The organism is Teredinibacter sp. KSP-S5-2 (assembly GCF_032773895.1).
GTDB lineage: Bacteria > Pseudomonadota > Gammaproteobacteria > Pseudomonadales > Cellvibrionaceae.
Genome location: NZ_CP120416.1, coordinates 3,406,173 through 3,432,183, shown reverse-complemented (window position 1 = coordinate 3,432,183; position 26,011 = coordinate 3,406,173). Strand labels below are relative to the sequence as shown.

25 protein-coding genes and 2 tRNA genes are annotated in these 26,011 nt (G+C 45.6%); 18 read left to right on the top strand and 9 right to left on the bottom strand.

The window, feature by feature from the left end; translation table 11 throughout:
- Positions 1-40 precede the first annotated feature (40 nt).
- Positions 41-340: a YhbY family RNA-binding protein gene (locus P5V12_RS14725; protein ID WP_316953840.1), complete on the bottom strand. Its 300-nt coding sequence runs from the start codon at positions 338-340 to the stop codon at positions 41-43.
- 78 nt (positions 341-418) lie between these two features.
- Here P5V12_RS14725 and rlmE point away from each other — a divergent pair, with 78 nt between their 5' ends.
- The 18 genes from rlmE to P5V12_RS14635 all read left to right on the top strand — a co-directional run bounded on the left by rlmE (position 419) and on the right by P5V12_RS14635 (position 19,743).
- Positions 419-1,039: a 23S rRNA (uridine(2552)-2'-O)-methyltransferase RlmE gene (rlmE, locus tag P5V12_RS14720; protein ID WP_316953839.1), complete on the top strand. Its 621-nt coding sequence runs from the start codon at positions 419-421 to the stop codon at positions 1,037-1,039.
- A gap of 320 nt (positions 1,040-1,359) precedes the next feature.
- On the top strand, positions 1,360-3,267 hold the full coding sequence (ftsH, locus tag P5V12_RS14715; RefSeq protein ID WP_316957439.1) for an ATP-dependent zinc metalloprotease FtsH: 1,908 nt from the start codon (positions 1,360-1,362) through the stop codon (positions 3,265-3,267).
- A gap of 142 nt (positions 3,268-3,409) precedes the next feature.
- Positions 3,410-4,246, top strand: a complete 837-nt coding sequence (locus P5V12_RS14710) for a transporter substrate-binding domain-containing protein (RefSeq protein ID WP_316953838.1) — start codon at positions 3,410-3,412, stop codon at positions 4,244-4,246.
- A 76-nt stretch (positions 4,247-4,322) separates the two neighbouring features.
- Positions 4,323-5,153 (top strand): dihydropteroate synthase, encoded by an 831-nt coding sequence (gene folP / locus P5V12_RS14705; protein ID WP_316953837.1) that lies wholly within the window; start codon positions 4,323-4,325, stop codon positions 5,151-5,153.
- A 24-nt stretch (positions 5,154-5,177) separates the two neighbouring features.
- The gene (gene glmM / locus P5V12_RS14700) at positions 5,178-6,527 is read left to right on the top strand and encodes a phosphoglucosamine mutase (RefSeq protein ID WP_316953836.1); all 1,350 of its coding nucleotides are present in this window, start codon (positions 5,178-5,180) and stop codon (positions 6,525-6,527) included.
- A gap of 115 nt (positions 6,528-6,642) precedes the next feature.
- Positions 6,643-7,383, top strand: coding sequence for a triose-phosphate isomerase (gene tpiA / locus P5V12_RS14695; RefSeq protein WP_316953835.1), 741 nt, complete (start codon positions 6,643-6,645; stop codon positions 7,381-7,383).
- 29 nt (positions 7,384-7,412) lie between these two features.
- Entirely contained in the window at positions 7,413-7,853 is a 441-nt protein-coding gene (secG, locus tag P5V12_RS14690; RefSeq protein ID WP_316953834.1) for a preprotein translocase subunit SecG, read from the top strand.
- A 15-nt stretch (positions 7,854-7,868) separates the two neighbouring features.
- A tRNA-Leu gene (locus P5V12_RS14685) sits at positions 7,869-7,953 on the top strand.
- A 196-nt stretch (positions 7,954-8,149) separates the two neighbouring features.
- Positions 8,150-8,515 carry a hypothetical protein gene (locus P5V12_RS14680; RefSeq protein WP_316953833.1) on the top strand — a complete coding sequence of 122 codons (366 nt, stop codon included), beginning with the start codon at positions 8,150-8,152 and terminating at the stop codon, positions 8,513-8,515.
- Between the two features lie 540 nt (positions 8,516-9,055).
- Positions 9,056-9,132: transfer RNA gene (locus tag P5V12_RS14675), tRNA-Met, on the top strand.
- Positions 9,133-9,650: 518 nt separating this feature from the next.
- Entirely contained in the window at positions 9,651-10,106 is a 456-nt protein-coding gene (gene rimP, locus P5V12_RS14670; protein WP_316953832.1) for a ribosome maturation factor RimP, read from the top strand.
- A gap of 45 nt (positions 10,107-10,151) precedes the next feature.
- Positions 10,152-11,633, top strand: coding sequence for a transcription termination factor NusA (gene nusA / locus P5V12_RS14665; RefSeq protein ID WP_316953831.1), 1,482 nt, complete (start codon positions 10,152-10,154; stop codon positions 11,631-11,633).
- A 113-nt stretch (positions 11,634-11,746) separates the two neighbouring features.
- Positions 11,747-14,584 carry a translation initiation factor IF-2 gene (gene infB, locus P5V12_RS14660; protein WP_316953830.1) on the top strand — a complete coding sequence of 946 codons (2,838 nt, stop codon included), beginning with the start codon at positions 11,747-11,749 and terminating at the stop codon, positions 14,582-14,584.
- Between the two features lie 45 nt (positions 14,585-14,629).
- Positions 14,630-15,016 (top strand): 30S ribosome-binding factor RbfA, encoded by a 387-nt coding sequence (gene rbfA / locus P5V12_RS14655; protein ID WP_316953829.1) that lies wholly within the window; start codon positions 14,630-14,632, stop codon positions 15,014-15,016.
- Positions 15,017-15,021: 5 nt separating this feature from the next.
- The gene (gene truB / locus P5V12_RS14650; protein ID WP_316953828.1) at positions 15,022-15,969 is read left to right on the top strand and encodes a tRNA pseudouridine(55) synthase TruB; all 948 of its coding nucleotides are present in this window, start codon (positions 15,022-15,024) and stop codon (positions 15,967-15,969) included.
- A gap of 162 nt (positions 15,970-16,131) precedes the next feature.
- Complete coding sequence (gene rpsO, locus P5V12_RS14645) at positions 16,132-16,401, top strand: 30S ribosomal protein S15 (protein ID WP_316953827.1); 270 nt, start codon at positions 16,132-16,134, stop codon at positions 16,399-16,401.
- Positions 16,402-16,584: 183 nt separating this feature from the next.
- A complete protein-coding gene (pnp, locus tag P5V12_RS14640) occupies positions 16,585-18,723 on the top strand; it encodes a polyribonucleotide nucleotidyltransferase (RefSeq protein ID WP_316953826.1) in 2,139 nt (712 codons plus the stop codon).
- Between the two features lie 198 nt (positions 18,724-18,921).
- Positions 18,922-19,743: a MipA/OmpV family protein gene (locus P5V12_RS14635; RefSeq protein WP_316953825.1), complete on the top strand. Its 822-nt coding sequence runs from the start codon at positions 18,922-18,924 to the stop codon at positions 19,741-19,743.
- On the opposite strand, the gene P5V12_RS21795 is transcribed toward P5V12_RS14635, so the two are convergent.
- The 8 genes from P5V12_RS21795 to P5V12_RS14600 form a co-directional block, all read right to left on the bottom strand.
- Positions 19,740-19,997 (bottom strand): glutaredoxin family protein, encoded by a 258-nt coding sequence (locus tag P5V12_RS21795; RefSeq protein WP_410483297.1) that lies wholly within the window; start codon positions 19,995-19,997, stop codon positions 19,740-19,742. The two genes, P5V12_RS14635 and P5V12_RS21795, sit on opposite strands and share 4 nt — an antisense overlap.
- A 1-nt stretch (position 19,998) precedes the next feature.
- Positions 19,999-21,612 carry a ubiquinone biosynthesis regulatory protein kinase UbiB gene (gene ubiB, locus P5V12_RS14630; protein ID WP_316953824.1) on the bottom strand — a complete coding sequence of 538 codons (1,614 nt, stop codon included), beginning with the start codon at positions 21,610-21,612 and terminating at the stop codon, positions 19,999-20,001.
- Positions 21,605-22,249 carry an SCP2 domain-containing protein gene (locus P5V12_RS14625; protein ID WP_316953823.1) on the bottom strand — a complete coding sequence of 215 codons (645 nt, stop codon included), beginning with the start codon at positions 22,247-22,249 and terminating at the stop codon, positions 21,605-21,607. The genes ubiB and P5V12_RS14625 overlap by 8 nt, the downstream gene beginning before the upstream one ends.
- Before the next feature lie 15 nt (positions 22,250-22,264).
- A complete protein-coding gene (ubiE, locus tag P5V12_RS14620; protein WP_316953822.1) occupies positions 22,265-23,014 on the bottom strand; it encodes a bifunctional demethylmenaquinone methyltransferase/2-methoxy-6-polyprenyl-1,4-benzoquinol methylase UbiE in 750 nt (249 codons plus the stop codon).
- 87 nt (positions 23,015-23,101) lie between these two features.
- On the bottom strand, positions 23,102-23,494 hold the full coding sequence (locus P5V12_RS14615; RefSeq protein ID WP_316953821.1) for a DUF971 domain-containing protein: 393 nt from the start codon (positions 23,492-23,494) through the stop codon (positions 23,102-23,104).
- Between the two features lie 8 nt (positions 23,495-23,502).
- Positions 23,503-24,819, bottom strand: a complete 1,317-nt coding sequence (hslU, locus tag P5V12_RS14610; RefSeq protein WP_316953820.1) for an ATP-dependent protease ATPase subunit HslU — start codon at positions 24,817-24,819, stop codon at positions 23,503-23,505.
- Between the two features lie 17 nt (positions 24,820-24,836).
- Entirely contained in the window at positions 24,837-25,376 is a 540-nt protein-coding gene (hslV, locus tag P5V12_RS14605) for an ATP-dependent protease subunit HslV (RefSeq protein ID WP_316953819.1), read from the bottom strand.
- A gap of 60 nt (positions 25,377-25,436) precedes the next feature.
- Entirely contained in the window at positions 25,437-26,003 is a 567-nt protein-coding gene (locus P5V12_RS14600; protein WP_316953818.1) for an SPOR domain-containing protein, read from the bottom strand.
- Positions 26,004-26,011: the final 8 nt, after the last annotated feature.

The following is a 26,011-nucleotide window of genomic DNA, read 5'->3' as shown; positions in this document are numbered from 1 at the left end:
AGGAGGCTACTGACAAAAGTTGGCAGTACAGATCGCGCAACTAGCGAATATTTGAGGTTTTGATATTGGGTTTCTGTGATGCTCGATATATTAGTGCCACTTTACCAATTTCTTGGATCAGTTCAGCGTTACAACTGGTACAGATTTCCTCGATGAATTCCTTGCGAATCGCCCTATCTATGACGGATAGTTTGACCTTGATGAGTTCGTGGTCTTCCAGAGCACGATGAACTTCAGCAAGCACTGCTTCTGACAAGCCATTACCGGCGATCATTACTACTGGCTTAAGGCCGTGGCCAATTTGTCGAAAGTGTTTTTTGTTGTCGTTGGAAACTACCATTACAATACTCGCGTTATTTTTTGAACAAAACGCTATTGTAACCGCGAAGGCGGTTGAATCCCTAGAGAGTTTTAGCATATGGCTCGATCGAAAAGCAGTCATCGATGGCTTCGTGAGCACTTCAATGACCATTACGTCAAAGAATCCCAGAAGGACGGTTACCGTTCGAGGGCAAGTTATAAGCTAATAGAGCTGAATAAAAAGGACAGGCTGTTTAAGCCTGGTCAAACCGTTATTGATTTGGGGGCTGCCCCCGGTGGTTGGTCGCAAGTGGCGATTCAAGAGGTGGGTGAGAAAGGAAGGGTCGTGGCATCGGATATTTTGCCGATGGATTCCATTGCCGACGTTGACTTCGTTCAGGGGGATTTCACTGAAGAATCGGTTCTGAACGAGATATTGGCAGTTATGGATGGCGATCTGGCCGATTTGGTGATTTCAGATATGGCCCCAAATATGAGTGGCATTCAAGCTGTGGATCAGCCTAAATCCATGTATTTGGTGGAGCTGGCGATGGATTTGGCGAAACAAACCCTCAATCGAGGAGGTGTTTTTGTGTCTAAAGTGTTTCAGGGTGAAGGGTTTGATCAGTTTTTTGCTGATGCCAAAAATAGCTTTCAGACTGTTGTCACTCGTAAACCTGACGCATCTCGTGCCCGATCCAGAGAGGTCTATCTTGTCGCCAAAGGGTTCAAAGGCTAACGACTGGCGGGCGTCGGCTGGGTGAGTACGTCTATTATCAATATTTGACTTGGGAATCTCCAAATAAGCCCCATATTGATGAAAAGCGGCTTTATTTCGTCACTGTAAAAGATATTTTGCTCCTTAGTGACGATAGGAATTTAGTCAAAAAGGCTACCAATAGTGGGCGCCTTATAATGATATGTGATGACCCGAAGAAACTTGGCACGTGTATATGGCCTAAGATTGTTTAATATGCGAATTAAGTTGGGTACTTACTTCACCCGAATTATTGTACGATGCAAAGCTGACTAGGCTTAGGAGATAAATCCTTGAACGATATGGCAAAAAATCTGGTGCTGTGGCTGGTAATTGCAGCTGTCCTGTTTTCTGTTTTTCAAACTTTTCAGGCATCAGAACCAAGAGATGAATTGACCTATTCTGAATTTGTTCAGGATGTGCGTTCAGACCGTGTACGCGAAGTGGTTGTTGATGGACAAATTATTAAAGGTGTTCGCTACGATAACACCTCATTTACCGTAGTTCGCCCAGAACTTTGGGATCCCAAACTGGTTGATGACTTATTGAACCACGATGTGCAGGTAAAAGGCTCCGAGCCAGAGCAGTCCAGTATCTGGGAGCAATTATTGGTCGCCAGCTTCCCTATCCTTCTGTTTATTGCTGTTTTTGTTTTCTTTATGCGCCAAATGCAAGGTGGTAGTGGTGGTCGTGGTGGCCCCATGAGCTTTGCGAAAAGCAAGGCAAAACTGCTTGGCGAAGATCAGGTTAAAACGACATTCGCCGATGTGGCTGGTGTCGATGAAGCAAAAGAAGAGGTTCAGGAACTCGTTGATTATTTGATGGACCCCTCTCGCTTTCAGCGTTTGGGCGGCAAAATTCCACGTGGTGTCTTGATGGCTGGGCCTCCGGGAACAGGTAAAACCCTGTTGGCGAAAGCCATTGCTGGTGAAGCTAAAGTACCGTTCTTCTCCATCTCCGGTTCAGACTTTGTGGAAATGTTTGTTGGTGTGGGTGCTTCCCGTGTGCGTGATATGTTTGATCAGGCAAAGAAGCAGTCGCCGTGTATCATCTTTATCGATGAGATTGATGCAGTAGGTCGTCATCGTGGCGGCGGTCATGGCGGTGGTCACGATGAGCGCGAGCAAACGCTAAACCAACTGCTCGTTGAAATGGATGGTTTTGAAGGCAATGAAGGTGTGATTGTCATTGCCGCTACTAACCGTCCTGATGTGCTCGACCGAGCTCTGTTACGTCCAGGCCGCTTTGACCGACAAGTGTTTGTTGGCTTGCCAGATATTCGTGGTCGTGAGCAAATTTTGAAGGTACACATGCGTAAAGTACCCTTGGATGACAATGTTCAGGCATCGGTGATTGCGCGCGGTACACCAGGGTTTTCCGGTGCTGACTTGGCGAACTTGGTGAACGAAGCTGCTTTATTTGCCGCGCGAGCCAATAAGCGTCTGGTTACTATGGATGAGTTCGAAAAAGCCCGCGACAAGATTCTTATGGGAACCGAACGCAAGTCCATGGTGATGAGTGAAAAAGAAAAGGAAAATACGGCATACCATGAGGCAGGGCACGCAATTGTTGGGCGCTTGGTGCCGGAACACGACCCTGTACATAAGGTTAGTATTATCCCTCGTGGGCGCGCATTGGGTGTAACCCAGTTTCTCCCTGAAGAAGATAAGTACAGCAAAAGTAAGCGACAAATCGAATCTGAGCTTTGTACATTATTTGGTGGCCGTATCGCGGAGGAAATGACACTTGGTCTTGATGGTGTTACGACCGGTGCTTCCAATGATATTGAGCGCGCGACTGATTTGGCTCGTAATATGGTGACAAAATGGGGCTTGTCGGAAAAGCTTGGCCCGCTTCACTACGGTGAAGATGAAGGGGCTTATCCGGGAACGGGAACCTTGCAATATTCTGGCGCAACCTCAAAATTGATTGATGAAGAAGTTCGTCGGATTATTGATGATACTTACGCAAGAGCAAAAAACATCTTGGATGAGAATCGCGATATTCTTGAATCGATGAAAGACGCTCTGATGGAATACGAAACCATTGATTCTGAGCAGGTCGATGATCTTATGGCCCGTAGGAAAGTTCGTCCGCCTCAAAGCTGGCATGACAGCGGCCCTAAAGGTGGTGCTGGTACAAGCAAAGATACCGAGACCAAAAAAGACTCCTCCGAAAAACCGGTAGGCGGTCCAGCCAAAGAGCATTAATAAAAAAAGCCAGAGAAATCTGGCTTTTTTTATTGTCAGTTTAAAATTGCCTTTGCATGAAGTAGGCTGGTTGTTTGTTCTATTTAATCCCAGATAGATACCAAAAAACGGGCGATTTTTATACCGGGTTTGTGTGAATTAAATGAAAGCCACACTGCTGTGTAATGTATTGATATGGTTGTCTTTCTCATGCTTTTGTGCAGGCAGTGAAATTGATGTCTATGTCTATCACGATGCCCCGTTTTTAATTCGGCAAGGTAATCAAACCGATCTCAGCGATCTTTTTATATCGCGCCTGCAAAAGCAGTTTCCTAAAACACAATTTCAGCTCAAACCGAGTACCAAACACGAAGTGGTAAACGCGTTAACGGAGAAGAAGTCATTAATGATTTTGTGGGTGAACCCGCTCTGGTTTAACAAAGTGGATGTGCCTTTAATTGCAAGCAAACCCATATTATGGGATTCCGATCACTTGATCTCATTGCAAGATAAGCCTGTGCAATACGCTGGGCAGGATAGCTTGAAAGGTAAAACGCAATGTAGCGTAAAGGACCATTACTATCATTTCTCCGAGCCAGCTCTTCTTGCGGGGCTTGTTAAGGAAGTTAAGGCGGAGAGTCGTATGCGTTGCCTGCAATTAATTGAGGCGGGTAAGGCAGATTATGCAGTGATAGAGCGTTCAGCCTGGCTGCACATGTTGGTGTCCTCGGAAAAACAAAAATTTGTATTAAGTGATCAGACTGTTGATGCATTTAGTCGAGGTGTTTTAGTTACTTCGGATCTTGAGCCTATGGTGAAAACTATAAATCAATTGATCTATAGCCTAAAGAGCTCTAAGTCCTGGCGTGAGCAAATGCGCATATTGGGTTCCGATGAGTTTTTTGATCTGTTCCAGTTGGAGTTGAATGAGCTCCCCCAGATTGAAATAGATACGGGTAGAGCAAAGCCCGTGGCTAAAAATATTTTTGCTCAGCGCTAAAAATTTCTCCTGTATGCATTGTGTCGTATTCTTTGTTTATTGTTAGTTAATTCCACTAAAGAGTTATTTTATTACGATGAAATTCGGTTCACGAAAACTTGATTTATCTTTTCCCCGAGTCATGGGGATCTTAAATGTTACGCCAGATTCTTTTTATGATGGCGGCAAATTACATGACTCTCATGGTGTTCTAAAAGAGCGTGTGCTGAAGGTTGCCGAAAAAATGGTGTTTGATGGAGCTGACTTTCTGGATATTGGTGGAGAGTCTACGCGCCCGGGCGCAAAGGCGGTAAGTGAGCAGGAAGAAATGGATAGGGTATTGCCTATCGTTGAGGCGATTGCACAAAACATTGATGCGGTTATTTCTGTTGATACGAGCTCTCCTAGCCTTATGTTGGAGGCTGCACGCAAGGGAGCTGGGCTTATTAATGATGTGAGGGCCTTGGAACGAGCTGGTGCGGTTGAGGCGGCGAAAGATTCCGGTCTGCCTGTGTGTTTGATGCATATGCAGGGGATGCCAGCAACTATGCAGGAAAACCCAAGCTATAGTGATGTAGTAGCTGAGGTGAATAATTATTTGCTCCAGCGAGTTGATGCCTGTTTGCAGGCAGGAATTGCCCGTGAACAAATAATTCTGGACCCTGGATTTGGCTTTGGTAAAACCGACAATCACAATCTGGCGCTACTGAAGAAGCTTGAGCTGTGCGGTAATGGTGAATTTCCTCTTTTGGTTGGTATGTCGAGAAAATCCATGATTGGTCGTTTACTGGGGCGTGATCTCGCTGATCGCATGCCGGGTAGCTTGGCGCTGGCAATGGTTGCTTTGCGAAACGGCGCATCAATTATTCGTGTTCATGATGTGGCTGAAACCGCCGATGTTGTGAAAATATTTCAGTTAGCTCAATAAACTACCAAAAATGGAGTAGCGCTTATGTCGCGGAAATATTTTGGTACAGATGGTATTCGTGGGCAGGTGGGTGACGAGCCTATAACGCCCAAATTTGTTATGCAGTTAGGCTGGGCCGTTGGTAAAGTTTTGGCCAGAATGGATGATGGTGATCATCAGGGTATGGTGCTGATTGGTAAAGATACTCGTATATCTGGCTATATGTTCGAATCCGCTCTGGAGGCCGGGTTGATTTCTGCTGGGGTTGATGTTGGCTTACTGGGCCCGATGCCCACTCCTGGAATTGCCTATCTCACTCGAACCTTCAAAAACGCGAAAGCCGGCATTGTAATTAGTGCATCTCACAACCCTTATACGGATAACGGGTTTAAGATCTTTTCCGCTGAGGGAACAAAACTACCGGATGAAATTGAAGATGAAATAGAAAAGATGCTCGATCAACCTATGACCACTGAAGAGCATTTGGGTAAAGCCTGGCGGATGGATGATGCGCAAGGTCGTTATATTGAGTTTTGTAAAGGGTCACTTCCTTGGGGGTTTAGCCTTAGGGGTTTAAAAATAGTGTTGGATTGCGCTAATGGTGCAACCTACAACATCGCACCAAAAGTGTTTTCTGAGCTGGGCGCAGAAGTCGAGGTCATTGCCTGCGAGCCGGATGGGGTCAACATTAATCTGAATTGTGGCTCAACTCACATGGATCGACTCCAGCAAGAGGTTGTTGCTCGAAAAGCCGAGCTGGGAATTGCGTTTGATGGCGATGGCGACCGGGTGATGTTTGTCGATCACAAAGGTGAAGTCGTCGATGGTGATGAGCTGCTTGTGATAATTGCCAGCTACTGTCGAGATCATCTCGGAGGATGCAACGGGGTTGTGGGTACACAGATGAGCAACCTTGGAATGCAGCTGGCGCTGGAAGAGATTGGTGTTCCTTTTGCACGTTCCAAGGTTGGAGACAGGTATGTTAACGAGCTTATGACCGACAATGGCTGGTTGTTGGGCGGTGAGTCTTCTGGGCATATTGTATGTCGTGACCTGACCACCACCGGTGATGGTATTGTTTCTGCCTTACGGGTTTTGAGTGCAATAAATACAGAAGGCAAATGTTTACATGACTTAAAGCAACGCATGACCCGGCTGCCTCAAGTTATAGTCAATGTGCCTGTCAACGATAAGCAGTGTGTTGTCTCTGACTTGAATGTTCAATCGAATCTGGAAAAAGTAGAAGAAGTGCTGGGTGCTAATGGTCGTGTGCTTTTACGACCTTCCGGTACCGAGCCTTTGATTCGGGTTATGGTTGAAGGTAAACAGCAAGAGCAGATTCAAATGCTGGCAGATGAGTTGGCAGAGGTTGTGGCAAACGCCGCTTCCAGCTAATAGGTTCATAAAGCGCCAACTAAGTTGTTGTATCTTAGGGCGTTCTTCGCTACCATTTGCGCCCGTTTTGCCGGGCGTGGACTAAACCGGTTAAATAACTCTTTGGGGGAAAAACATGCGCCGCAAAATAGTAATGGGCAATTGGAAAATGAATAGCAATAGCGAGTCTGCTGAAGCTTTGTTGAAAGGGCTTGCAGAGCAGTGGACTGGAGTTCATCAAGCTGAGGTGGCTGTTTGTCCTCCATACCCATATATTGCTTTGGCCAAGTCTGTGCTTGAGAACACCAATATTGGTGTCGGGGCTCAGGATGTAAGTCAGCATGAAGCTGGTGCATACACTGGTGAGATCGCTGCGGATATGTTGGCTGATATCGGTTGCCAATATGTGTTGGTTGGCCACTCCGAGCGTAGGGATTACCATAAAGAATCCTCTGAATTGGTTGCTAAGAAATTTGCAGCTGTATCTGCCAAAGGCATGATTCCTGTTTTGTGCGTGGGTGAAACGCTTGAAGAGCGTGAAGCGGGTAAAACTTTTGACGTCATTGGCAGTCAGTTAATGAAAGTTGTAGACCATTGTGGTCTAGCTGGTGTTGCTAAAGGTATGATTGCATACGAACCAGTATGGGCAATAGGTACTGGTAAAACCGCAACGCCTGAAATGGCACAGGATGTTCATTCTTATATTCGAGAAGTTATGGGGCCAGAAGGCGACCAGATTCGAATCATGTATGGTGGTAGTGTTAAGCCTGAATCAGCAGAAGGCTTGTTCTCCCAGAAAGATATTGACGGTGCTCTTGTTGGTGGTGCTTCCCTGAGTGTGGAAGACTTCGTGGCCATTTGCCGCGCTGCCGAGTAAGGCATCAATTCTAATAATTAGAGATAAATATGGAAAACATCGTTCTTTTAGTTCATGTACTAATTGCATTTGCAATTATTGGCTTGATTTTGCTGCAGCAAGGTAAAGGTGCGGAGATGGGTGCATCTTTCGGTGCTGGGGCTTCTCAGACTTTGTTTGGTGCATCGGGTTCGGGAAATTTCTTTTCTCGAGCAACCGCATGGTTGGCTACGGCGTTCTTTGTTACCAGCTTTAGTTTGGCGGTTTTAGCGAAGCAAAGTACCAGTATTGATGACGATATTCCGGTTCCAATGGAAGAAACAGAAATTCCTGTATTGGAAGAGTCATCGGATGTGCCGGTTCTGAACGAAGAAGAGTCAATTGATGTGCCTGTTATAGATGAAGCAAGTGCTTCTGAAGTAGCGGACGATGTTTCTGATGTAGTGGATGAAACCATTACAGATGAAGAAGGTGATGTTCCTCAGGAATAAGCCTTTAACTCCTTTGCCCAGGTGGTGGAATTGGTAGACACGCTATCTTGAGGGGGTAGTGGCGTAAGCCGTGCCGGTTCAAGTCCGGCTCTGGGCACCATATACAAAGCCAGTCTAAGCGTATGTTTAGACTGGCTTTTGTCGTTTTATCCTCTGTTTTTTCACTCCCTTTTACCCGATTGATTTATCCGCTTGAATTTACTTGGAGTAAGTTTGGCTACGAGGTGTATGTCGACTGCTATTATTGTGAAGATAGCTGCGGTTGGTGTTGTTAACCTTAATTCAGGAGGAGCACAATGAGTATAATTAGGCTGGCGGTGCTTACAGGTTTTGTTGTTTTTTCGGTTACGGCTTTTGCTGAAAAGCCTGAATGGGTCGGAAAGGGAAAGCCTGGTGAAGAGCAGGTTGAAAGTCATAAAAAGGAGGTGGGCGAGAAGAATGAAGATGCACAAGACGAGGTTGAAAAAGGTAAGGGAGAGAAGAGGGCTCCAGGTGATGCTGATAAAAAGAAAGAAAAAGCTCCAAAAGATAAATTAAAAGATAAAAAAGATAAGGAGAAAAAAGAAAAGCGCTTGGAGGATCAAAAAGAGTTGGATAAAGGTTCTGAAAAAGGCCAAGAGCAGAGAGCGAACCGGAAAAAGTGGTGGAGGTTTTGGGAGTAGCGTTTTTCTGTTGTTGTTTTGTGGGTGTTCAGCGTCTTCTGCAGCTTTTTAGTGTGAGGTTAATTATTGGGGGTAGCGAAAAAAGAGTAGCTAACCCCTGCTTGATCTTTCTTATTCCTTTCTTCTTCTGTATGTAAGTCGGTTTTTTATCTGGCTTATCCTTATCTACATTGCTTTTTGTAAGTGCTCATTTATTGCTTGCATGTCTGGGGTGTGTTGAAGGTTTTCTCGGACTAATTTAAATCTGCGAGTCGCTCTAATGTACGGCTATGGTTTGGTGGGTTAGAGGATTTTTCGGGGGCTTGCAGTGTTAATGCACCTGAGGGAAAAGGTGGTGAATTTTGGAGGACGCTTTCCATTTTAAATAATAATATCAGAGTAGTTTTATTGGTTTTATTTCTGGAATTAACCGTTCTATGGTTTTGTGGATGTGCTTAATATTAACGAATAATAACTAAAAGTTGGAAATGCGGTTGACCTGGCTCGAACAGCTCCCTATAATGCGCACCCTCAGTTGATGGCAAGCCATTAACTTGCCGGTGCGGGGTGGAGCAGCCTGGTAGCTCGTCGGGCTCATAACCCGAAGGTCGTTGGTTCAAATCCAGCCCCCGCTACCAATTTCTTAGACGGCCTGTAGATAGTGTTGTGCTTTACGACTTTATCTACAGGCCGTTTTTGTTTTTACAGTCTTGTGGTGCCGCTCTCTCATTTCATTCTTGGCTATATTCCTTATTCTTTAGGTTTTCTGGTGTTTTGCTGGCGGATGAGGGTTTGGTGTATTTGTTATTCTGCGTTGGAATGAAGTGAGGTTGCTTGTGTTACAGAGGGAGGAGTGGGTTGATTAGGACGCAGTTTTGGTATGCGTTGCTGATCGGTATTGAATAAGTTATAATCCGCGCCCCAAGTGAGGTAGAACAATAGCTCCTCTTGGAATGTTTTGTTGATGTTGCTTTATTGCGGCATCTGCCGGTAAGGCAAAGGTGTTTGGAATGGGCGCCACTTCAAGGGTGGTGTTTGTATATTGAGCCCCTAATATGGGGCTTTTTAGTATCTAAACACTTTTAGTGGCTGATAACGAGATGGGCTTTATGCCCATTTTTTGTTTGTGATTTGTATGCAGTGAGAATTTAACCGCATGGCAGGAAAGCAGGCTAAATTAGAAGCTTTATTGGCTCCTGTAGTTGAGTCTTTCGACTGTGAGCTATGGGGGCTTGAATATCGAGCTCAGGGAAAGCGGTCCTTGTTGCTACTTTATATCGACAAGCCTGACGGTGTGTGCCTTGAGGACTGTGAGAAGATCAGTCGTCAGGTCAGCAGTGTCTTGGATGTGGAGGACCCCATTAATGGTGAGTACACCTTGGAAGTGTCTTCACCCGGCATGGACAGACCTCTTTATCGGCTCGAGCAGTATCAAGGTTTTATAGGTTCTCAGGTGTCTTTGCGCTTGAGAATGGCGTTTGAAGGACGCCGCAAGTTTTCTGGCCTGTTGAAAGGCATAGAGAACGATGAAGTTATCATCGAAATCGATGGTGAAGAATATATCTTGCCTTACGAGCTAATCGATAAGGCGAATGTTGTTCCAACATTCTAGTTTTTTGACTTATTACGCTTCCACTTAAGGAACAGAGGCAACTCAATGAGAAAAGAAATTTTACTGGTCGCGGATGCTGTATCTAACGAAAAAGGCGTAGATCGGGAAATTATTTTTCAGGCTATCGAACTTGCTTTAGCCTCAGCTACAAAAAAGCGCTATGACGAAAATGCGGACATTCAGGTTACGGTTGACAGAAAGACTGGTGATTACGTAACTGTGCGCCGCTGGGAAGTTATGCCAGATGACATTCTGGCAGAACTAGGTACCCAATTTACTATAGAAGAGGCGCACGAAAAGGATACTTCGTTACAAGCCGGTGATGTGTACGAAGAGGTAGTTGAGAATATCGAGTTTGGCCGTATTGCGGCGCAAACGGCAAAACAGGTCATCGTACAAAAAGTACGGGAAGCGGAGCGCGCTCAGGTTGTTGATGAATACCGTGAGCGAGTAGGGGAATTGATTTCGGGTACGGTTAAAAAAGTTACACGGGATAATATTATTGTGGACTTGGGTGGCAATGCTGAAGGTTTGTTGCCTCGCGAAGAGTTGGTTGGACGTGAAGTCTTCCGCATGAATGACCGTGTTCGGGCCATTCTTATTGATGTTCGTCCTGATGCACGTGGTCCTCAGCTGTTTTTGAGTCGTGCATGCCCCGAAATGCTTATCGAACTTTTTAAAATCGAAGTGCCTGAAATAGCAGAAGAAGTTATCGCTTTAAAAGCAGCAGCGCGAGACCCTGGTTCCAGAGCTAAGATCGCGGTAAGTACAAACGACGGCAGAATTGATCCTGTGGGTGCTTGTGTTGGTATGCGTGGTTCGCGAGTCCAGGCCGTTTCCAATGAATTGGGTAATGAGCGAATTGATATTGTGCTTTGGGATGACAACCCCGCACAGTTTGTGATCAATGCAATGGCTCCTGCGGAAATTGAGTCTATCGTTGTTGATGAAGAAACCGGCTCGATGGATGTGGCTGTAGCGGAAGAAAACCTGGCTCAGGCGATTGGTCGTGGTGGTCAGAATGTTCGTTTAGCTTCCGAATTGACGTCATGGGAAATTAACGTCATGAGTGTAGAAGACTGGAATGAAAAGCAAGAGGCTGAAGCCGGTAGCTCGAAAGACGTCTTTATTGAAGCACTGGATGTAGATGAGGAAGTGGCTGAAGTTCTTGTTGACGAAGGCTTTACCACCCTTGAAGAAGTAGCCTATGTGCCAATGGAAGAGTTTTTGTCGATTGAAGGTTTCGATGAAGATATTGCTAATGAGTTGAGAAACCGAGCCAAAGATGCGTTGTTAACGCAAGCATTAGCAAATGAAGAAAAAGTCGTATCTGCCGAACCGGCTGAAGACTTGGTAACTATGGAAGGTATGGATGATGTTCTTGCAAAAGAGCTGGCTTTGCGCGGTGTAATTTGCATGGAGGATCTGGCAGAACAGTCAGTGGATGAGTTAATGGAAATTGATGGTATGGACGAAGAGCGTGCAGCGTCACTGATTATGAAAGCACGTGAACCTTGGTTTGAATAAACCTAAACCAGGTTTTGGAGGGAGTTGTCCCTCCTTTGATTGAATGGTTGTGAGACCACGTTTAATTAATGACTGATACCAAAACACGGTAACAACGGGGACAGACCGAATTTATGGCCGAAGTAACAGTAAGTGAACTCGCCAAGTCCGTAGGGGCTACAGTAGAACGAATTTTATCGCAGATGAAGCAAGCGGGATTGCCACATACATCTGCGGATGAGGCTGTGTCGGATGACGAAAAGCAAAAGCTATTAGCCTTCTTGAAATCAAGTCATGGCGAGACCACGGCAGCACCCAAAAAAATTACGCTGAAGCGTAAAACCACGACAACAATAAAAACCGGTTCCGGTAGTTCGAGAAAAACCGTAAACGTTGAGGTTCGTAAAAAACGCACCTACGTTAAGCGCGATATTCTTGAAGACGAATCACTTCCTGCAGCTGAAGAGTTACAGAGCGAAGAGATGCTTGAGTCTGAATTGACAGAAGCGCCTGTAGTCGAGACGCCTGCTGTTGAAGAACCTCTCATTGAAACGCCAGAAGAAGAGCAAGAAGTCGTTGCAGAAGCGCAACAGGTTCAGGCAGAGGATGAGTCGGTTGAGGTGGAAGCGGAAGATGCGGCAGCTCAGGAAGATGTAACTGAAGAAGAGCAAGAGCCTACTTCATCTGCCAGCGAAGCCGAAGAGGTTTCGGACTCGGAGCAAACTCAGCCAGAGCCAGAACCTATGGTTCGCTCCTCTTTTGTTGATGATGCTGAGATTCTTCGCCAGCGAGCTGCGGAAGCTCGTCAAAAGGCAGAAGCAGAGAAAGCCGCTGCAGCGAAAAAAGCCGCTGAAGAGCGTGAACGCAAAGCGAAAGAAAAGAAAGAGAAAACTGCAGCGACGGCGAAGCCTTCTGAGAAAACTGCAGAGCGAGACAAAGCTGGTACCCCAGAAAGAAAACATCCTAGTAAAAAGGCTGTTAAAGAAGAGTTTGATGATGGGGACGAGAAGTCTAAGCATAATAAGAAAGCTGGTAAGGCCGTTAAGAAAGTTGCCGGTCCGAAGAAAGTCGCCTCCGCTTTGGATTATGTTGAAGACGAAACTGAAATCGATGAAGTACTTCACGCACCAAAATCCAAGACGCTTGCTTCCGGTAAAGGGGCTCGTCCAGTCGTTAAAATTACCAACAGGCATGGCTTTAAAAAGCCAACCGGTAAAATCACATATACAGTAGAAGTTCCGGAAGAAATTGTTGTTTCAGATTTGGCTCAGCGTATGAACGTCAAAGCCGGGGAAGTTGTTAAGCAGCTCATGAAAATGGGGACAATGGCAACAATGAACCAGGCGATTGATCAGGATACCGCTCAGCTAGTTGTTGAAGAGTTGGGACACACACCAGTATTGGTGAGTTCAAACTCCGTTGAAGAGAAACTGCAAGAACAATTTGTTCAAGTTGAAGGTGAGAGCGCCCCTCGTGCCCCTGTGGTGACGGTAATGGGACACGTGGATCATGGTAAGACTTCGTTGCTGGATTACATTCGTAAGGCGAAAGTGGCCTCGGGCGAAGCCGGCGGTATCACCCAGCATATTGGTGCATATCGTGTTCGTACCAGTCATGGTGAATTGGCCTTCCTGGATACGCCTGGTCACGCGGCTTTTACCGCAATGCGTGCGCGTGGAGCTCAATGTACGGATGTGGTTATTCTGGTTGTTGCTGCGGATGACGGTGTGATGCCTCAAACCGAAGAGGCGGTGCAGCATGCGAGAGCCGCAGGTGTACCAATTGTTGTTGCGGTTAACAAAATTGATAAAGAAGCAGCCGATCCAGATCGTGTTAAAAACGAACTGTCCGCGAAAGATGTTATCCCTGAAGATTGGGGTGGTGATACGCAGTTTATTAATGTTTCTGCCCATACAGGTGAAGGTATTGAAGATCTTCTGGAAGCCGTTGCTCTGCAAGCTGAGTTGCTTGAATTGACGGCTCCTGTTGACGTGCCTGCTCGCGGTGTTGTTGTTGAAGCAAGAATGGAAAAAGGTCGCGGTGTTGTTGCCACCCTGCTTGTTCAGGCTGGTATGTTGAAAGGCGGCGATATTATTCTTGCTGGCCAGAGCTTTGGTCGTGTTCGTGCGATGACGAACGAGTTGGGTAAGAAAGTCAATGATGCGGGCCCATCAACTCCGGTCGAGTTGCTAGGTTTGGATTCGACTCCTCAAGCTGGTGATGAATTTGTTGTCGTTCCCGATGAGCGTAAAGCCCGGGAAGTGTCCTTGTTCCGTCAGGAAAAAGAGCGCGAAGAAAAACTTAAGCGACAACAGGCTGCCAAGCTGGAAAATATGTTCGCTGGTATGGAGTCCGCTGAGAAGAAAATTCTACCGGTTGTGTTAAAAACCGATGTACGTGGTTCGCTTGAAGCGATTCAGGCCGCACTGTCTGACATGGGTAATGAGGAAGTTCAGGTGAATGTCATCGGCGGTGGTGTCGGTGGTATTACGGAAAATGACGTAAACCTTGCTTTGACATCTGGCGCTATTGTAGTCGGCTTTAATGTTCGTGCTGATTCATCAGCCAGAAAGCTCGCAGAAGCGGAGTCTGCCGAGATTCGTTACTACAGCATCATCTATCAATTGATCGATGAAGTTAAAGCAGCGCTGGGAGGTATGCTTGATCCAGAGCGTGTTGAGGAGATCGTGGGTATCGCAGAAGTGCGCGATGTCTTCCGTTCACCGAAGTTCGGTCAAGTTGCTGGTTGTATGGTGGTAGAAGGTACGGTATATCGCAATAAGCCTATTCGTGTACTTCGAGATAACGTTGTGATCTTTGAGGGCGAACTGGAATCATTGCGTCGATTTAAAGATGACGTGAATGAAGTGCGAAATGGTATGGAATGTGGCATCGGGGTGAAAAACTACGATGTTAAAGTTGGTGACCAAATCGAAGTCTTTGATATCAAAGAAGTTGAACGTCAGCTTTAAGCCAAGACTAAAACGTTATTTTGTGAGGTAAAACAGGCTTACACCATGCCAAGAGAATTTACTCGATCAGATAGAGTTGCGGATGCAATTCAGCGCAGTTTGGCGCATGCGATACAGATGGAGGTTCGAGACCCTCGTCTGGGTATGGTGAACATTAACTCTGTTTCTGTATCCCGCGACCTGACTTGGGCAAAAGTCTACGTAACGTTTGTTGGCGTGGATAGCAGTGAGGAAGCGGAAGCATCCGTTGCCATATTGAACAAAGCTGCAAGTTATCTGCGAAATGTTGTTTCTAAGGACCTGACTATTCGCAGTACCCCGAAACTGCAGTTTTTCTACGATAAATCAACCGTAGTTGGACAAAAACTGTCCCACCTTATTGATAAGGCAGTAGCGAAGGATCGCGAAGGAAAAGAGCAAAACGAGGAATAACGTTCTTGGGACGACGACGTAAATTCGGCCGTGCTGTTGACGGTGTTGTGATTATTGATAAGCCTTCAGGTATGACATCGAATGATGTTGTGCAGAAAGCTAAACGGTTATTTTTTGCCAACAAGGTTGGGCATACAGGCGCGCTTGACCCTTTGGCTACAGGCGTGTTGCCGCTTTGTTTCGGTGAGGCTACCAAGTTCTCGCAATATCTCCTGGACTCAGATAAAGAATATTTGAGTACTTTTCGTTTTGGTCAGGCGACAGATACAGGGGATGTTGATGGCAACATCCTTAGTGATCAGGACGCAAGTGGTCTTACTCGAAAGGAGTTGGAAAAGCGTATCTCTGAGCGCTATATGGGCCAAATTGAGCAAGTCCCGCCCATGTATTCGGCTTTGAAAAGAGATGGTCGGCCTCTGTACGAGCTTGCCAGAGAAGGCAAGACCGTAGATCGAGATGCACGCCCAGTAACTATTTATGCTTTTGAGGTAATCGATTTTCGTCCAGGTGTTGTGGCGGAGGCTGATGTTCGAGTCAGTTGCAGTAAAGGCACATACATCAGGAGCCTTGCCGAAGACCTAGGGCAGGATTTCGGGCTGGGTGGACATGTCGCTTCGTTAAGACGAACCTGCGCCGGTGGTTTTGTCGAAAAGCAATGCCATACGCTGGAGGAGCTTGAAGAAGAACGCGGAGAAGGGAGAGCGGAAGAGCTTGATCATCATTTGTTACCTATAGATGCTCCGCTAAGCGATTTACCTGCGTTGGAACTGGATTCCGATACCAGTTTCTACTTTACCCAGGGACAACCAGTTATGGACATGCGGGTCTATCGCCTTGGAGATGAAGGTGATACAGTGCGCGTTTTCCGTGATAACGGTGATTTTCTGGGCGTTGGTGTGATAACCGATGATGGCCGGGTAAGCCCGAAACGCTTGGTTGTACTTGCAGACTAGACCCAGCGGAAACAGTATTTAATTGAGCTTGTCAAAGCCAGTTAGATGGGTGGTAAAACCACTCTCGACCTATCTGTAAATATGCACGGATAGGCCGTATCCAACATGTAGGTAATGCATTGCCATTGCCTACTCGGCATATTGAGAAATGAGGAAATAGTTATGGCACTAAGTGCACAAGAAAAATCAGCGATTTTAAAAGAACACCAAACTGCAGAAGGTGATACTGGTTCTCCTGAAGTGCAAATTGCATTATTGACTGCAAACATCAATAAGTTGCAAGGTCACTTTGCGGATCATAAACAAGATCACCACTCTCGTCGTGGTTTGATTCGTATGGTAAACCAACGTCGTAAGTTGTTGGATTACTTAAAGAGTAAAGATGTAAATCGCTATGCTGCGTTGATTCGAAAACTGGGTCTACGTCGCTAAGAAAAGTGCCCGCATATTGCGGGCATTTTTTGTTTTTCATGTAATAAGTTTTCGCGCAGTTTGTTAGGCGCAAGATTTTCAGGTTGTATCCCTATTCTGGGCTGCAACAAATTTATTAATGTAATGTAAGTAAAGTGACGGCGTAAAAAAACGCCATTTAGTAGGAAAAAGAAGGATAAACAAGTGAATCCGGTAATCAAAAAATTTCAATACGGTAATGATACGGTAACTTTAGAAACTGGTCGTATTGCTCGCCAAGCTACTGGCGCAGTACTTGTCACAATGGGTAAGACATCTGTGCTATGTACTGTTGTTGGAGCAAAAGAAGCAAGTCCAGGGCAAGATTTCTTCCCTTTGTCTGTACACTATCAAGAAAAAGCCTATTCAGCAGGTAAGATCCCTGGCGGCTTTTTCAAGCGGGAAGGGCGTCCATCAGAAAAAGAAACACTGACTTCACGTCTGATTGACCGTCCAATTCGTCCATTGTTTCCAAAAGGTTTTGTAAACGAGGTACAGGTTGTTTGTACCGTTGTATCTTCAGAAAAAGATGTTGATCCAGATATTTGTGCGTTGATTGGTACTTCAGCAGCATTGCAGATCTCTGGTATTCCATTCAACGGCCCAATCGGTGCAGCACGAGTAGGTTATACCCAGGAAAGTGGTTATATTTTGAATCCTGGCTACCAGGCTCTTGGCTCTTCCGAGTTGGACATGGTGGTTGCAGGAACGCAAGAAGCAGTACTTATGGTTGAGTCTGAAGCGAATGAGCTTCCAGAAGATATTATGCTTGGTGCGGTTTTATACGCCCATCAGGAAATGCAAGCGGTAATTCAAGCTGTGCAAGAGTTGGCTCGTGATGCGGGCAAGCAAACTTGGGAGTGGACACCAGAAGCTGTTAACGAAGAATTAAAAGCGGCTGTAGAGCGAGGCTTTGAAGATTCAATCGGCGTTGCTTATCGCATTACCGACAAGCAAAAACGTTACGATCGTTTATCTGAATTGCGTACGCAAGCGGTTGGTGAGCTGGCGAATGACGAAGCGGGTGTTTCTGCCGATGACGTTAAGTCTATTTTTGGCTCAATCGAAAAACGCATTGTTCGCACACGAGTAGTTGCTGGTGAGCCTCGTATTGATGGCCGCGATAATAAAACTGTTCGTCCGCTTCATATTGAAGTGGGTGTGTTGCCTAAGGTTCACGGTTCAGCACTATTTACCCGTGGTGAAACTCAGGCGTTAGTTGTGTCTACGCTAGGTTCAGCACGTGATGCGCAAGTAATTGATGCCTTGGAAGGTGAACGTAAAGACCCATTCATGCTGCACTATAACTTCCCTCCATACTCTGTGGGTGAATGTGGTCGTATGGGTGGTACTGGTCGACGTGAAATCGGTCATGGTCGTTTGGCTCGTCGTGGTGTTGCTGCGGTATTGCCGAAAGAAAATGAATTCCCTTACAGCATCCGCGTGGTAAGTGAAATCACTGAATCAAACGGTTCCAGTTCTATGGCTTCTGTTTGTGGTTCCAGCCTGGCTTTGATGGACGCTGGTGTACCTGTTAAAGCTCCTGTTGCGGGTATAGCCATGGGCTTGGTTAAAGAAGAAAGCGGCTACGCAGTGTTGACCGATATTCTTGGTGACGAAGACCACTTAGGTGATATGGACTTTAAAGTAGCCGGTACCGCTAATGGTGTTACTGCTTTGCAAATGGACATCAAAATTGAGGGCATTACCGAAGAAATTATGGAAACAGCGCTTGAGCAGGCGTTAAGTGCGCGTCTTCATATTTTAAGCGAAATGAACCGTGTTATTTCGCAGCCTAGATCCGAGCTGTCTGATAACGCGCCTCAGTTCCACACCTTGTCAGTGCATCCAGATAAAATCCGCGACATCATTGGTAAAGGCGGCGCAACGATTCGTTCTATTACAGAAGAAACCGGTGCATCCGTTGACATCGATGATAGTGGTACGGTGAAAATCTATGCAGACGATGCTGAAGGGCTTCAAGCTGCTATCTTCAAGATCGAAGAAATTACAGCCGAAGCTGAGATCGGAACTGTATATAAAGGTAAGGTTGTACGCATTGTTGACTTCGGTGCATTCGTAAACTTTTTGCCTGGTAAAGATGGTCTGGTTCACATTTCTCAGATTGCTCACGAACGAGTACAAAACGTAACAGATTACTTACAGGAAGGTCAGGAAGTTGAAGTAAAATGTATGGACATTGATCAGCGTGGTCGAATTAAGTTGTCCATTAAAGAGCTTCTACCTGAGCCTCAAAAAGAGAGCGCTGGAGATTCAGAGGACGGCAATTCTAACGATGAGTAAGCGTTAGAATTTCTTCGAAAAGCCCGCCATTGAGCGGGCTTTTTATTGTGGGGATAAAAAAAGCTTATTTATGGTTAGTGACTGACTTTACAAAGGTAATTAGCCGAAAAACGAATGGATTAAGAGAATGATGGAAGCGACTGGAGTGGTTGTGCGTCAATAAAGGGAAGTGATTTGTTGTATCTTTTTGGGGGAAGTGTGAGAAAAGTAATTTTCACTGTTGTGATGTGTTTTATTTGCGGTGTGGCTGTTGCCGATGGTGAAGCAGATAGGAATGGCGGTTTGCCAACAATGGAACTGGGTGTTGGCATAGGTGGTCAGCATTTGAATGATTACCGTGGCTCAAAGGAGGCACAAACCACCGTCCTGCCTTTACCGTTTGGTGTTTACCGCGGAAATTTACTAAAGGCTGACCGGGGAGGGGTTCGAACGGATTTATTTGCAACCCAGCGGTTTGAATTAAATCTGAGTGCCGCGGTCGCTCTGAGCAGCGGTGACGATGATAATTCGCTCAGACGTGATATGCCTGAATTGGGGTCTATGTTTGAATTTGGTCCGTCATTTAATATTAATTTAACCGGTGAAGATTTTCGTCAAGGGTGGATGTTCCGAATTCCGCTAAGAGCAGCATTTTCTCTTGGTGGCGATGGTGACGGTTACGAGGGGTATATTTTTAATCCTAAGCTGACGTATCGCCATCCGGATTTTTATAAAGGTTGGTCTACTCGAGTTAATATTGCTGGATTGTATGGTTCGGAAAGCTTTCACGATTATTACTATACCGTTGATACGCCTTTTGTTACCGTAGACAGACCTTATTATAAAGCTAAAGCTGGCTATAGTGGTGCCTATGGCAAGGTGTCATTTACCCGTTACAGAGACAAGTGGTATTACGGTATAAGCTTTCGTTACGATTATTTAAACGGTGCTGTTTTTGAAGATAGTCCGCTAGTTGAGACTACCGGTTACTATGCTGTTAGCTTTGGTATCTCTCGCGTACTCTGGCAGTCAAAAGATTAATCTTTTGACTGTGTGTTTAAAAAATTCAATATATCCAGAGACTCATACATCCAGGTCTCTTCTCCCCGCTCATTAAAATATTTGAGAGCGGGGACCTGCTGTTTCCCTCCCTTTTCCCTTAGTTCTAAAAGTGCTTCTCTGTCTTCACTAATATTAAGAGTTTTAATTCCTATTGCTATATTGGGAAGTTGCTGTAACACCCTGACACAAAAAAAGCAGGTTGGACGGTAATAGAGAGAAAACTGATTAGACATATTAAAAGCTAAGTAACGCAATGGAAGTAACAAACAGGACAATAGCGGGTATTGATAGGCCCGTAAGCTGAGGAATGATTAATGCAGAGCTGCCAGCAAGCATGGTGATGCCTGCTATTTTTCTTATTGCTGATTTTTTCTTTGCCTGCTTTTGTTTAGCTAGGGCAATACTGGCTTCTTCAATGTGTGGAATTGCTTTGGCAAAAGTTTGAATCCCTTCGAGTGAGGAAAAAAACAGTTCGGGCAGTTTTGGAAATTTTTCCATCCAGTCGGGAGAGTGATATTTAAACTCTTTCCACAAGGTCTTAGGGTGATAACGTTTTTTTATCCAGTTTTCCAAATAGGGGTGTGCAGTATCCCATAAATTGAGGTCTGGATAGAGTTGTCGACCTAAGCCTTCTATATTTACCAGCGTTTTTTGCAGTAACACTAACTGGGGTTGGACGGGCATATTAAATCTGCGAGCAGTTTGAAAAAGGCTTATTAACGACTCCCCAAACGATATTTCTGAAATGGGTTTTTCAAAAATAGGTTCGCAGACGCTTCTTATCGCAGACTCAAAACCGCTGATAGATGTCTCTGGGGGTACCCAGCCGCTAAGTACGTGCAATTCGGCAACTTGGCGATAGTCTCGGCGAAACATGGCGATAAGATTACGGGCAAGATAGTACTGATCTTCTCGACTGAGGGAGCCGACAATAGCCATGTCCACAGCCATATAACCGGGGTCTTCCGGTGTGACTTTGGACACGAACACGTTACCCGGATGCATATCTGCATGGAAAAAATTGTGCTCGAATACTTGGGTGAAAAAGACTTCCACGCCTCTTTCTGCAAGCACCTTTAAATTCGTGTTTTGTTTTCGTAATGCTTCAGCATCGGTGACGGGTAAACCATAAATACGTTCCATCACCATAACATTCTTGGTGGTGTAGTCCCAAAATACATGAGGAACATAGAGTAGCTTGGAATTTTCGAAGTTTCTGCGTATTTGCGACGCGTTAGCCGCTTCCCGTTGTAAATCCAGCTCATCGAAAATTGTGGTTCGGTAATCTTCTACCACTTCTACAGGTCGTAAACGTTTGCCATCAACACTGAATTTTTCAATCAGTCCGGCAAAAAATGCCAGAAGTCTTACGTCCTTATCAATTATCTTTTCAATACCGGGACGAATCACCTTAACAACAACGTCTTCACCGGTTTTTAATCGAGCGGTTTGTACTTGTGCGACGGATGCGGAGCCAAGTACTTCATCTGAAAAATGGTCAAAGATTTCTTCTACTGTACCGCCGAGAGAGCGCTCTACTATTTTTTTGAATTCAGCAGTACAAAAAGGCGTAACGTTGTCTTGTAGGTTATTGAGTTCCTGGGCAATATCATCAGGAATTAGGTCCGGGCGTGTTGATAGCAGCTGGCCAAACTTAATAAACACTGGACCAAGTTCTTCCAGTGCGTAACGAATACGCTGACCGCGTGTCAGTTTAGGTTGAGGATATATTTTTAGTGGTAGTGTCAGTAGTTTTATCCGTGTTGGTATCTCTTCGCCAAAAAGAATATCAAGCCGATATTTGCCAAATGTATGAATGAGATTTAGCAAGCGCAATAATCTAGTCACTTTTCTCTCTTATTTTTAGTATCTTGTTTAGCCGAGCTTCCAAACGTTCACTGCCTGAGCGAAGGATATCAATTTCCTGTGCCAAAATTTCAAATTCGATTTTAGTGGGAAGTAGCTGTAGTTCCTCGGTTATATATTCCGGTAACTTTTTCGATAGTGTTTTACTTTGTGCTGTACCCCAGCCGACGAAAAGTCGAATCTGTTCTGCAAGCTGATGGCCTATAACTGTGCCGAATTTCTCTATCAGGGCTTCCTCCCAGTCAATCTCTATATCTGAAAATACGTCCTGGTATTCAGATATTAATCGGGTGTTGCCGCTTATGGTTACTGTGGCTTTGGATAAAGAGTGGGAGTACTGATCTGTTAACAAAAGTGTTGCCAGGTCGCTGAGGGTTCCTTCAACGCGCGCGTCATGATGAATACCGTCCAACTCTGTATCCGGGACTATGGTAATTGATACCAACTGTTCATTTGTCGTCAGAAACAGTGCGCAGTTAAAGTCAGAAATTACAATGCCCAGCTTTTGACCTGCCAGAGATTGGAATTTGTGCTGAGTTCCCGGGTCGTACTGCAGCGCACGGTTAAGTGCGTTTTCCAATACCGCGGTGAGCGCAGTGGCTAAGCTGTAATCAATCACGGTGTCACTCCGGTATTAGCTTTTTATACCTTTGTGCAATGCGACGATTCCACCGGTTAAATTGTAATATTTGGTTTGACTAAAACCGACGGTTTCCATCATGGATTTTAATGTTTCCTGATCTGGGTGCATACGTATGCTTTCAGCGAGGTAGCGGTAACTGTCAGAATCATTGGTGACCAGTTTGCCCATCATAGGCAGGACAGAAAACGAGTATATGTCGTAGGCTTTTTCGAGCAGTGTGTTTTGTGGTTTAGAAAATTCAAGTACAAGCAGACGTCCGCCGGGTTTTAAGACCCTGTGCATTGATTGCAGTGCGGTGTCTTTATCTGTGACATTGCGCAGTCCGAAGGCTATGGTGATGCAGTCGAAGGTATTGTCTGGGAAAGGCAGGTATTGGGCGTCAGTTTGAAGATACTCAACATTACCCGAAATGCCTTTATCAATGAGTTTATCTCGACCAACCTTCAGCATGGAGTCATTAATATCTGCTAAGACAACCTTGCCTTCAGGACCAACCAATTGGGCGAACTTGGCGGTAAGGTCACCGGTTCCTCCTGCAATATCCAACACCGCGTTGCCTTTGCGAACACCGGATAACTCGATTGTGAATTTTTTCCAGATTCTGTGAATCCCAGCAGACATCAAGTCATTCATCAGGTCGTATTTCGCCGCGACAGAATGGAATACTCCCGCAACTTTGTCGGCTTTGTCTTCTACACGAACCTGTTCATACCCGAAATGGGTGGTTTTATCGTCTGTCATTGGCTGTTCTTCGATCTGTCTACGGAGAAGACCATTGTACCTTCTGCCGCGACTTAAGATAAGACTCCGTGTGATTGGAGTTTGATATCACTCAGCGGGGGGAGGAGATACCCAACGAACCACTGATGTTTCCATTTCTTCTTTCTTTTTCTCGGCTTGAACTAGGTATTCCTGCCAATAGTGTTCGTGGTTTTCCCCCAGATCCTTCAAATAGGACCATGTGTAGATACCAGAGTCATGGCCATCGTCAAAGGTAAGGCGAATAGCGTAGTTGCCTTGAGGTTCAATTTTGGTAATCAAGACGTTTTGTTTGTTTAGTGGAAGTTCGCCGTCGTTTGCCCCGTGGCCACGAACTTCTGCGGAAGGTGATAGAACACGAAGCAGTTCAAAGGGGAGTTGGTAACTCTCAGGTTCAAAAACCAGTTCCAGGGTCTTTGAACCTTTGTGTACCTTAATTTTTTGTGGGGGAAGTGTGGTCATGATTCTCGTTACAGGATAAACCGGCTCAGGTCTTCATTCTCTCGCAGTTCACCCAACTGTGCATCAACAAAAGATGCGCCAATTTCAATGCTGTTTGTGCTCGGTTCGCTGTTGAAAGAAACTTCTTCCAGGAGTTTCTCTAGAACGGTGTGAAGTCTGCGTGCGCCAATATTTTCTGTTCGCTCGTTGACTTCATAGGCTGTTTCAGCGATTTTCCGTATACCGTCTTTGGTGAAGGTTACTTCAATCCCTTCTGTTTTGAGCAGTGCTTGATGTTGCTCAGTTAATGATGCATCCGGTTCTGTGAGAATGCGCTCAAAGTCATCCGGGGTTAGCGCTTCCAATTCAACTCGAATAGGGAGCCTGCCCTGAAGTTCTGGAATTAAATCCGAGGGCTTGGATAAATGGAAAGCGCCAGAGGCAATAAACAGAATATGGTCGGTTTTGATCATTCCGTGCTTGGTGGAGATTGTGCAGCCTTCAATTAATGGCAGGAGATCCCGTTGTACGCCTTCTCGAGAAACGTCTGCACCTGAGGTTCCTTCACGTTTACTGACTTTATCGATTTCGTCGATAAAAACAATGCCATTTTGCTCGGCGGCCTCAATGGCCATGCTTTTGATTTCCTCTTCATTGACCAGTTTGCCTGCTTCTTCATCCGTTAATTTTTTAAAGGCTTTTTTAACGGTGATTTTCGCTTTCTTCGTTTTTCCTGGAGAAATTGAAGAAAACATGTTTTGTAGCTGACTGGTCATGTCTTCCATTCCGGGAGGTGCCATGATTTCGACCCCTACCTGGGCGGCGGCGATATCTATTTCGATTTCTTTGTCATCCAGCTCTCCCTCTCGTAGCTTTTTACGAAATATCTGGCGAGTGTTGGATTCATGACTTTGTTCGGCGTCAGTTCTTGCCGGTGGAAGTAATGCATCTAGTATGCGTTCTTCAGCAGCTTCTTCCGCTCGGGTTTTTACTTTGGCCATTTCCTGTTCGCGGTATAGCTTAATGGATCGGTCTACCAAGTCGCGAATGATGGATTCCACATCCCGGCCAACGTAGCCAACTTCAGTAAATTTGGTGGCTTCAACTTTTACAAAGGGGGCGTTGGCTAATTTTGCCAAGCGTCGGGCGATTTCTGTTTTCCCCACCCCGGTTGGGCCAATCATCAGAATGTTCTTTGGGGTAATTTCATTACGTAATTTCTTATCTACCTGGGTACGGCGCCAGCGGTTGCGTAAGGCAATGGCTACGGCTTTTTTGGCAGCTTCCTGGCCAACGATATGTTTGTCTAATTCGTGTACGATTTCACGAGGAGTCATATGAGACATGAATTCTTTACCTTAAATTAATATGCCAATTCTTCGATAGTGAAGTTGTGATTGGTGTAGACGCATATGTCTCCTGCAATGGTTAAGCCCTTTTTCACGATTTCCTGAGCTTCAAGCTCGGTGTTTTCCAGAAGGGCTCTGGCTGCGGATTGAGCAAACGGTCCACCAGAGCCGATTGCAATAAGGTCATCTTCCGGCTGAATTACATCACCGTTACCGGTTACGATTAATGATGCTTCGTGATTGGCTACCGCGAGTAAGGCTTCCAGACGGCGTAAGGCTCGATCGGTTCGCCAGTCTTTGGCGAGTTCCACTGCTGCGCGAACAATCTGGCCATTATGTGTTTCCAGTTTTGCTTCAAAGCGTTCGAATAGAGTAAATGCATCGGCTGTGCCACCGGCAAAGCCGGCGATAACTTGATCTTTATATAGGCGACGTACTTTTCGGGCATTGCCTTTCATGACGGTGTTGCCCATAGAGACTTGGCCGTCGCCACCGATAACGACTTTGTTTCCACGGCGAACGGAAAGAATAGTTGTGCCCCGATACTGTTCCACAAATAAGTCCTTAGTTTAGTAACTTTACCCCTATATTTGGGGTTGGGGACTTTATTTCAACTATTCAGGTGTGTCTTTTGGTCGCTTTAATAAAAGCGCGTCATAGTTATTGGAGAGTAAGGTGGAGCGGGCTTTTGCCAGTTTTGATCGTGATTCAAAGGGTCCGACAATGACTCTGTGCCAGGTTCCCCCGCCTTTGACCTTGGCTTTTTCCCGTGTTGCTTCGAGGTTGAGTAGCAGCAGTTCTACCATCAGTTGTTCGGCGTCGTCCTTATCGCGGAAAGAGGCGACTTGAAGTAGAAAGTCAAATTCTTGCTTTACTTGTTGGGGGTTTTCTCCCGGCTCTTCGGAATTGAAATCTGGAACTTCAATTTTGTTATTTTTCAGCATTTCGTAAAAATCAAATCGGGGCAGCACTTTTTCTTTCTTTTCTTCTGACCGATTTGATGTCTGTTCTTTTTGCGTAGCAGCTGGCGGCTGATCTTGTTTCATATCCGCCAGGCGCATCAAAAACATAATAAATGCCCCCAGGATGGCTCCTGTGAATAGCCATACCCAAGCGGGAACGCGGGGCTCACTGCGTCGAGAGGCGGAGGGTTTTCGTCTTTTGGCTTGATAGCTACTCATAAACTTGG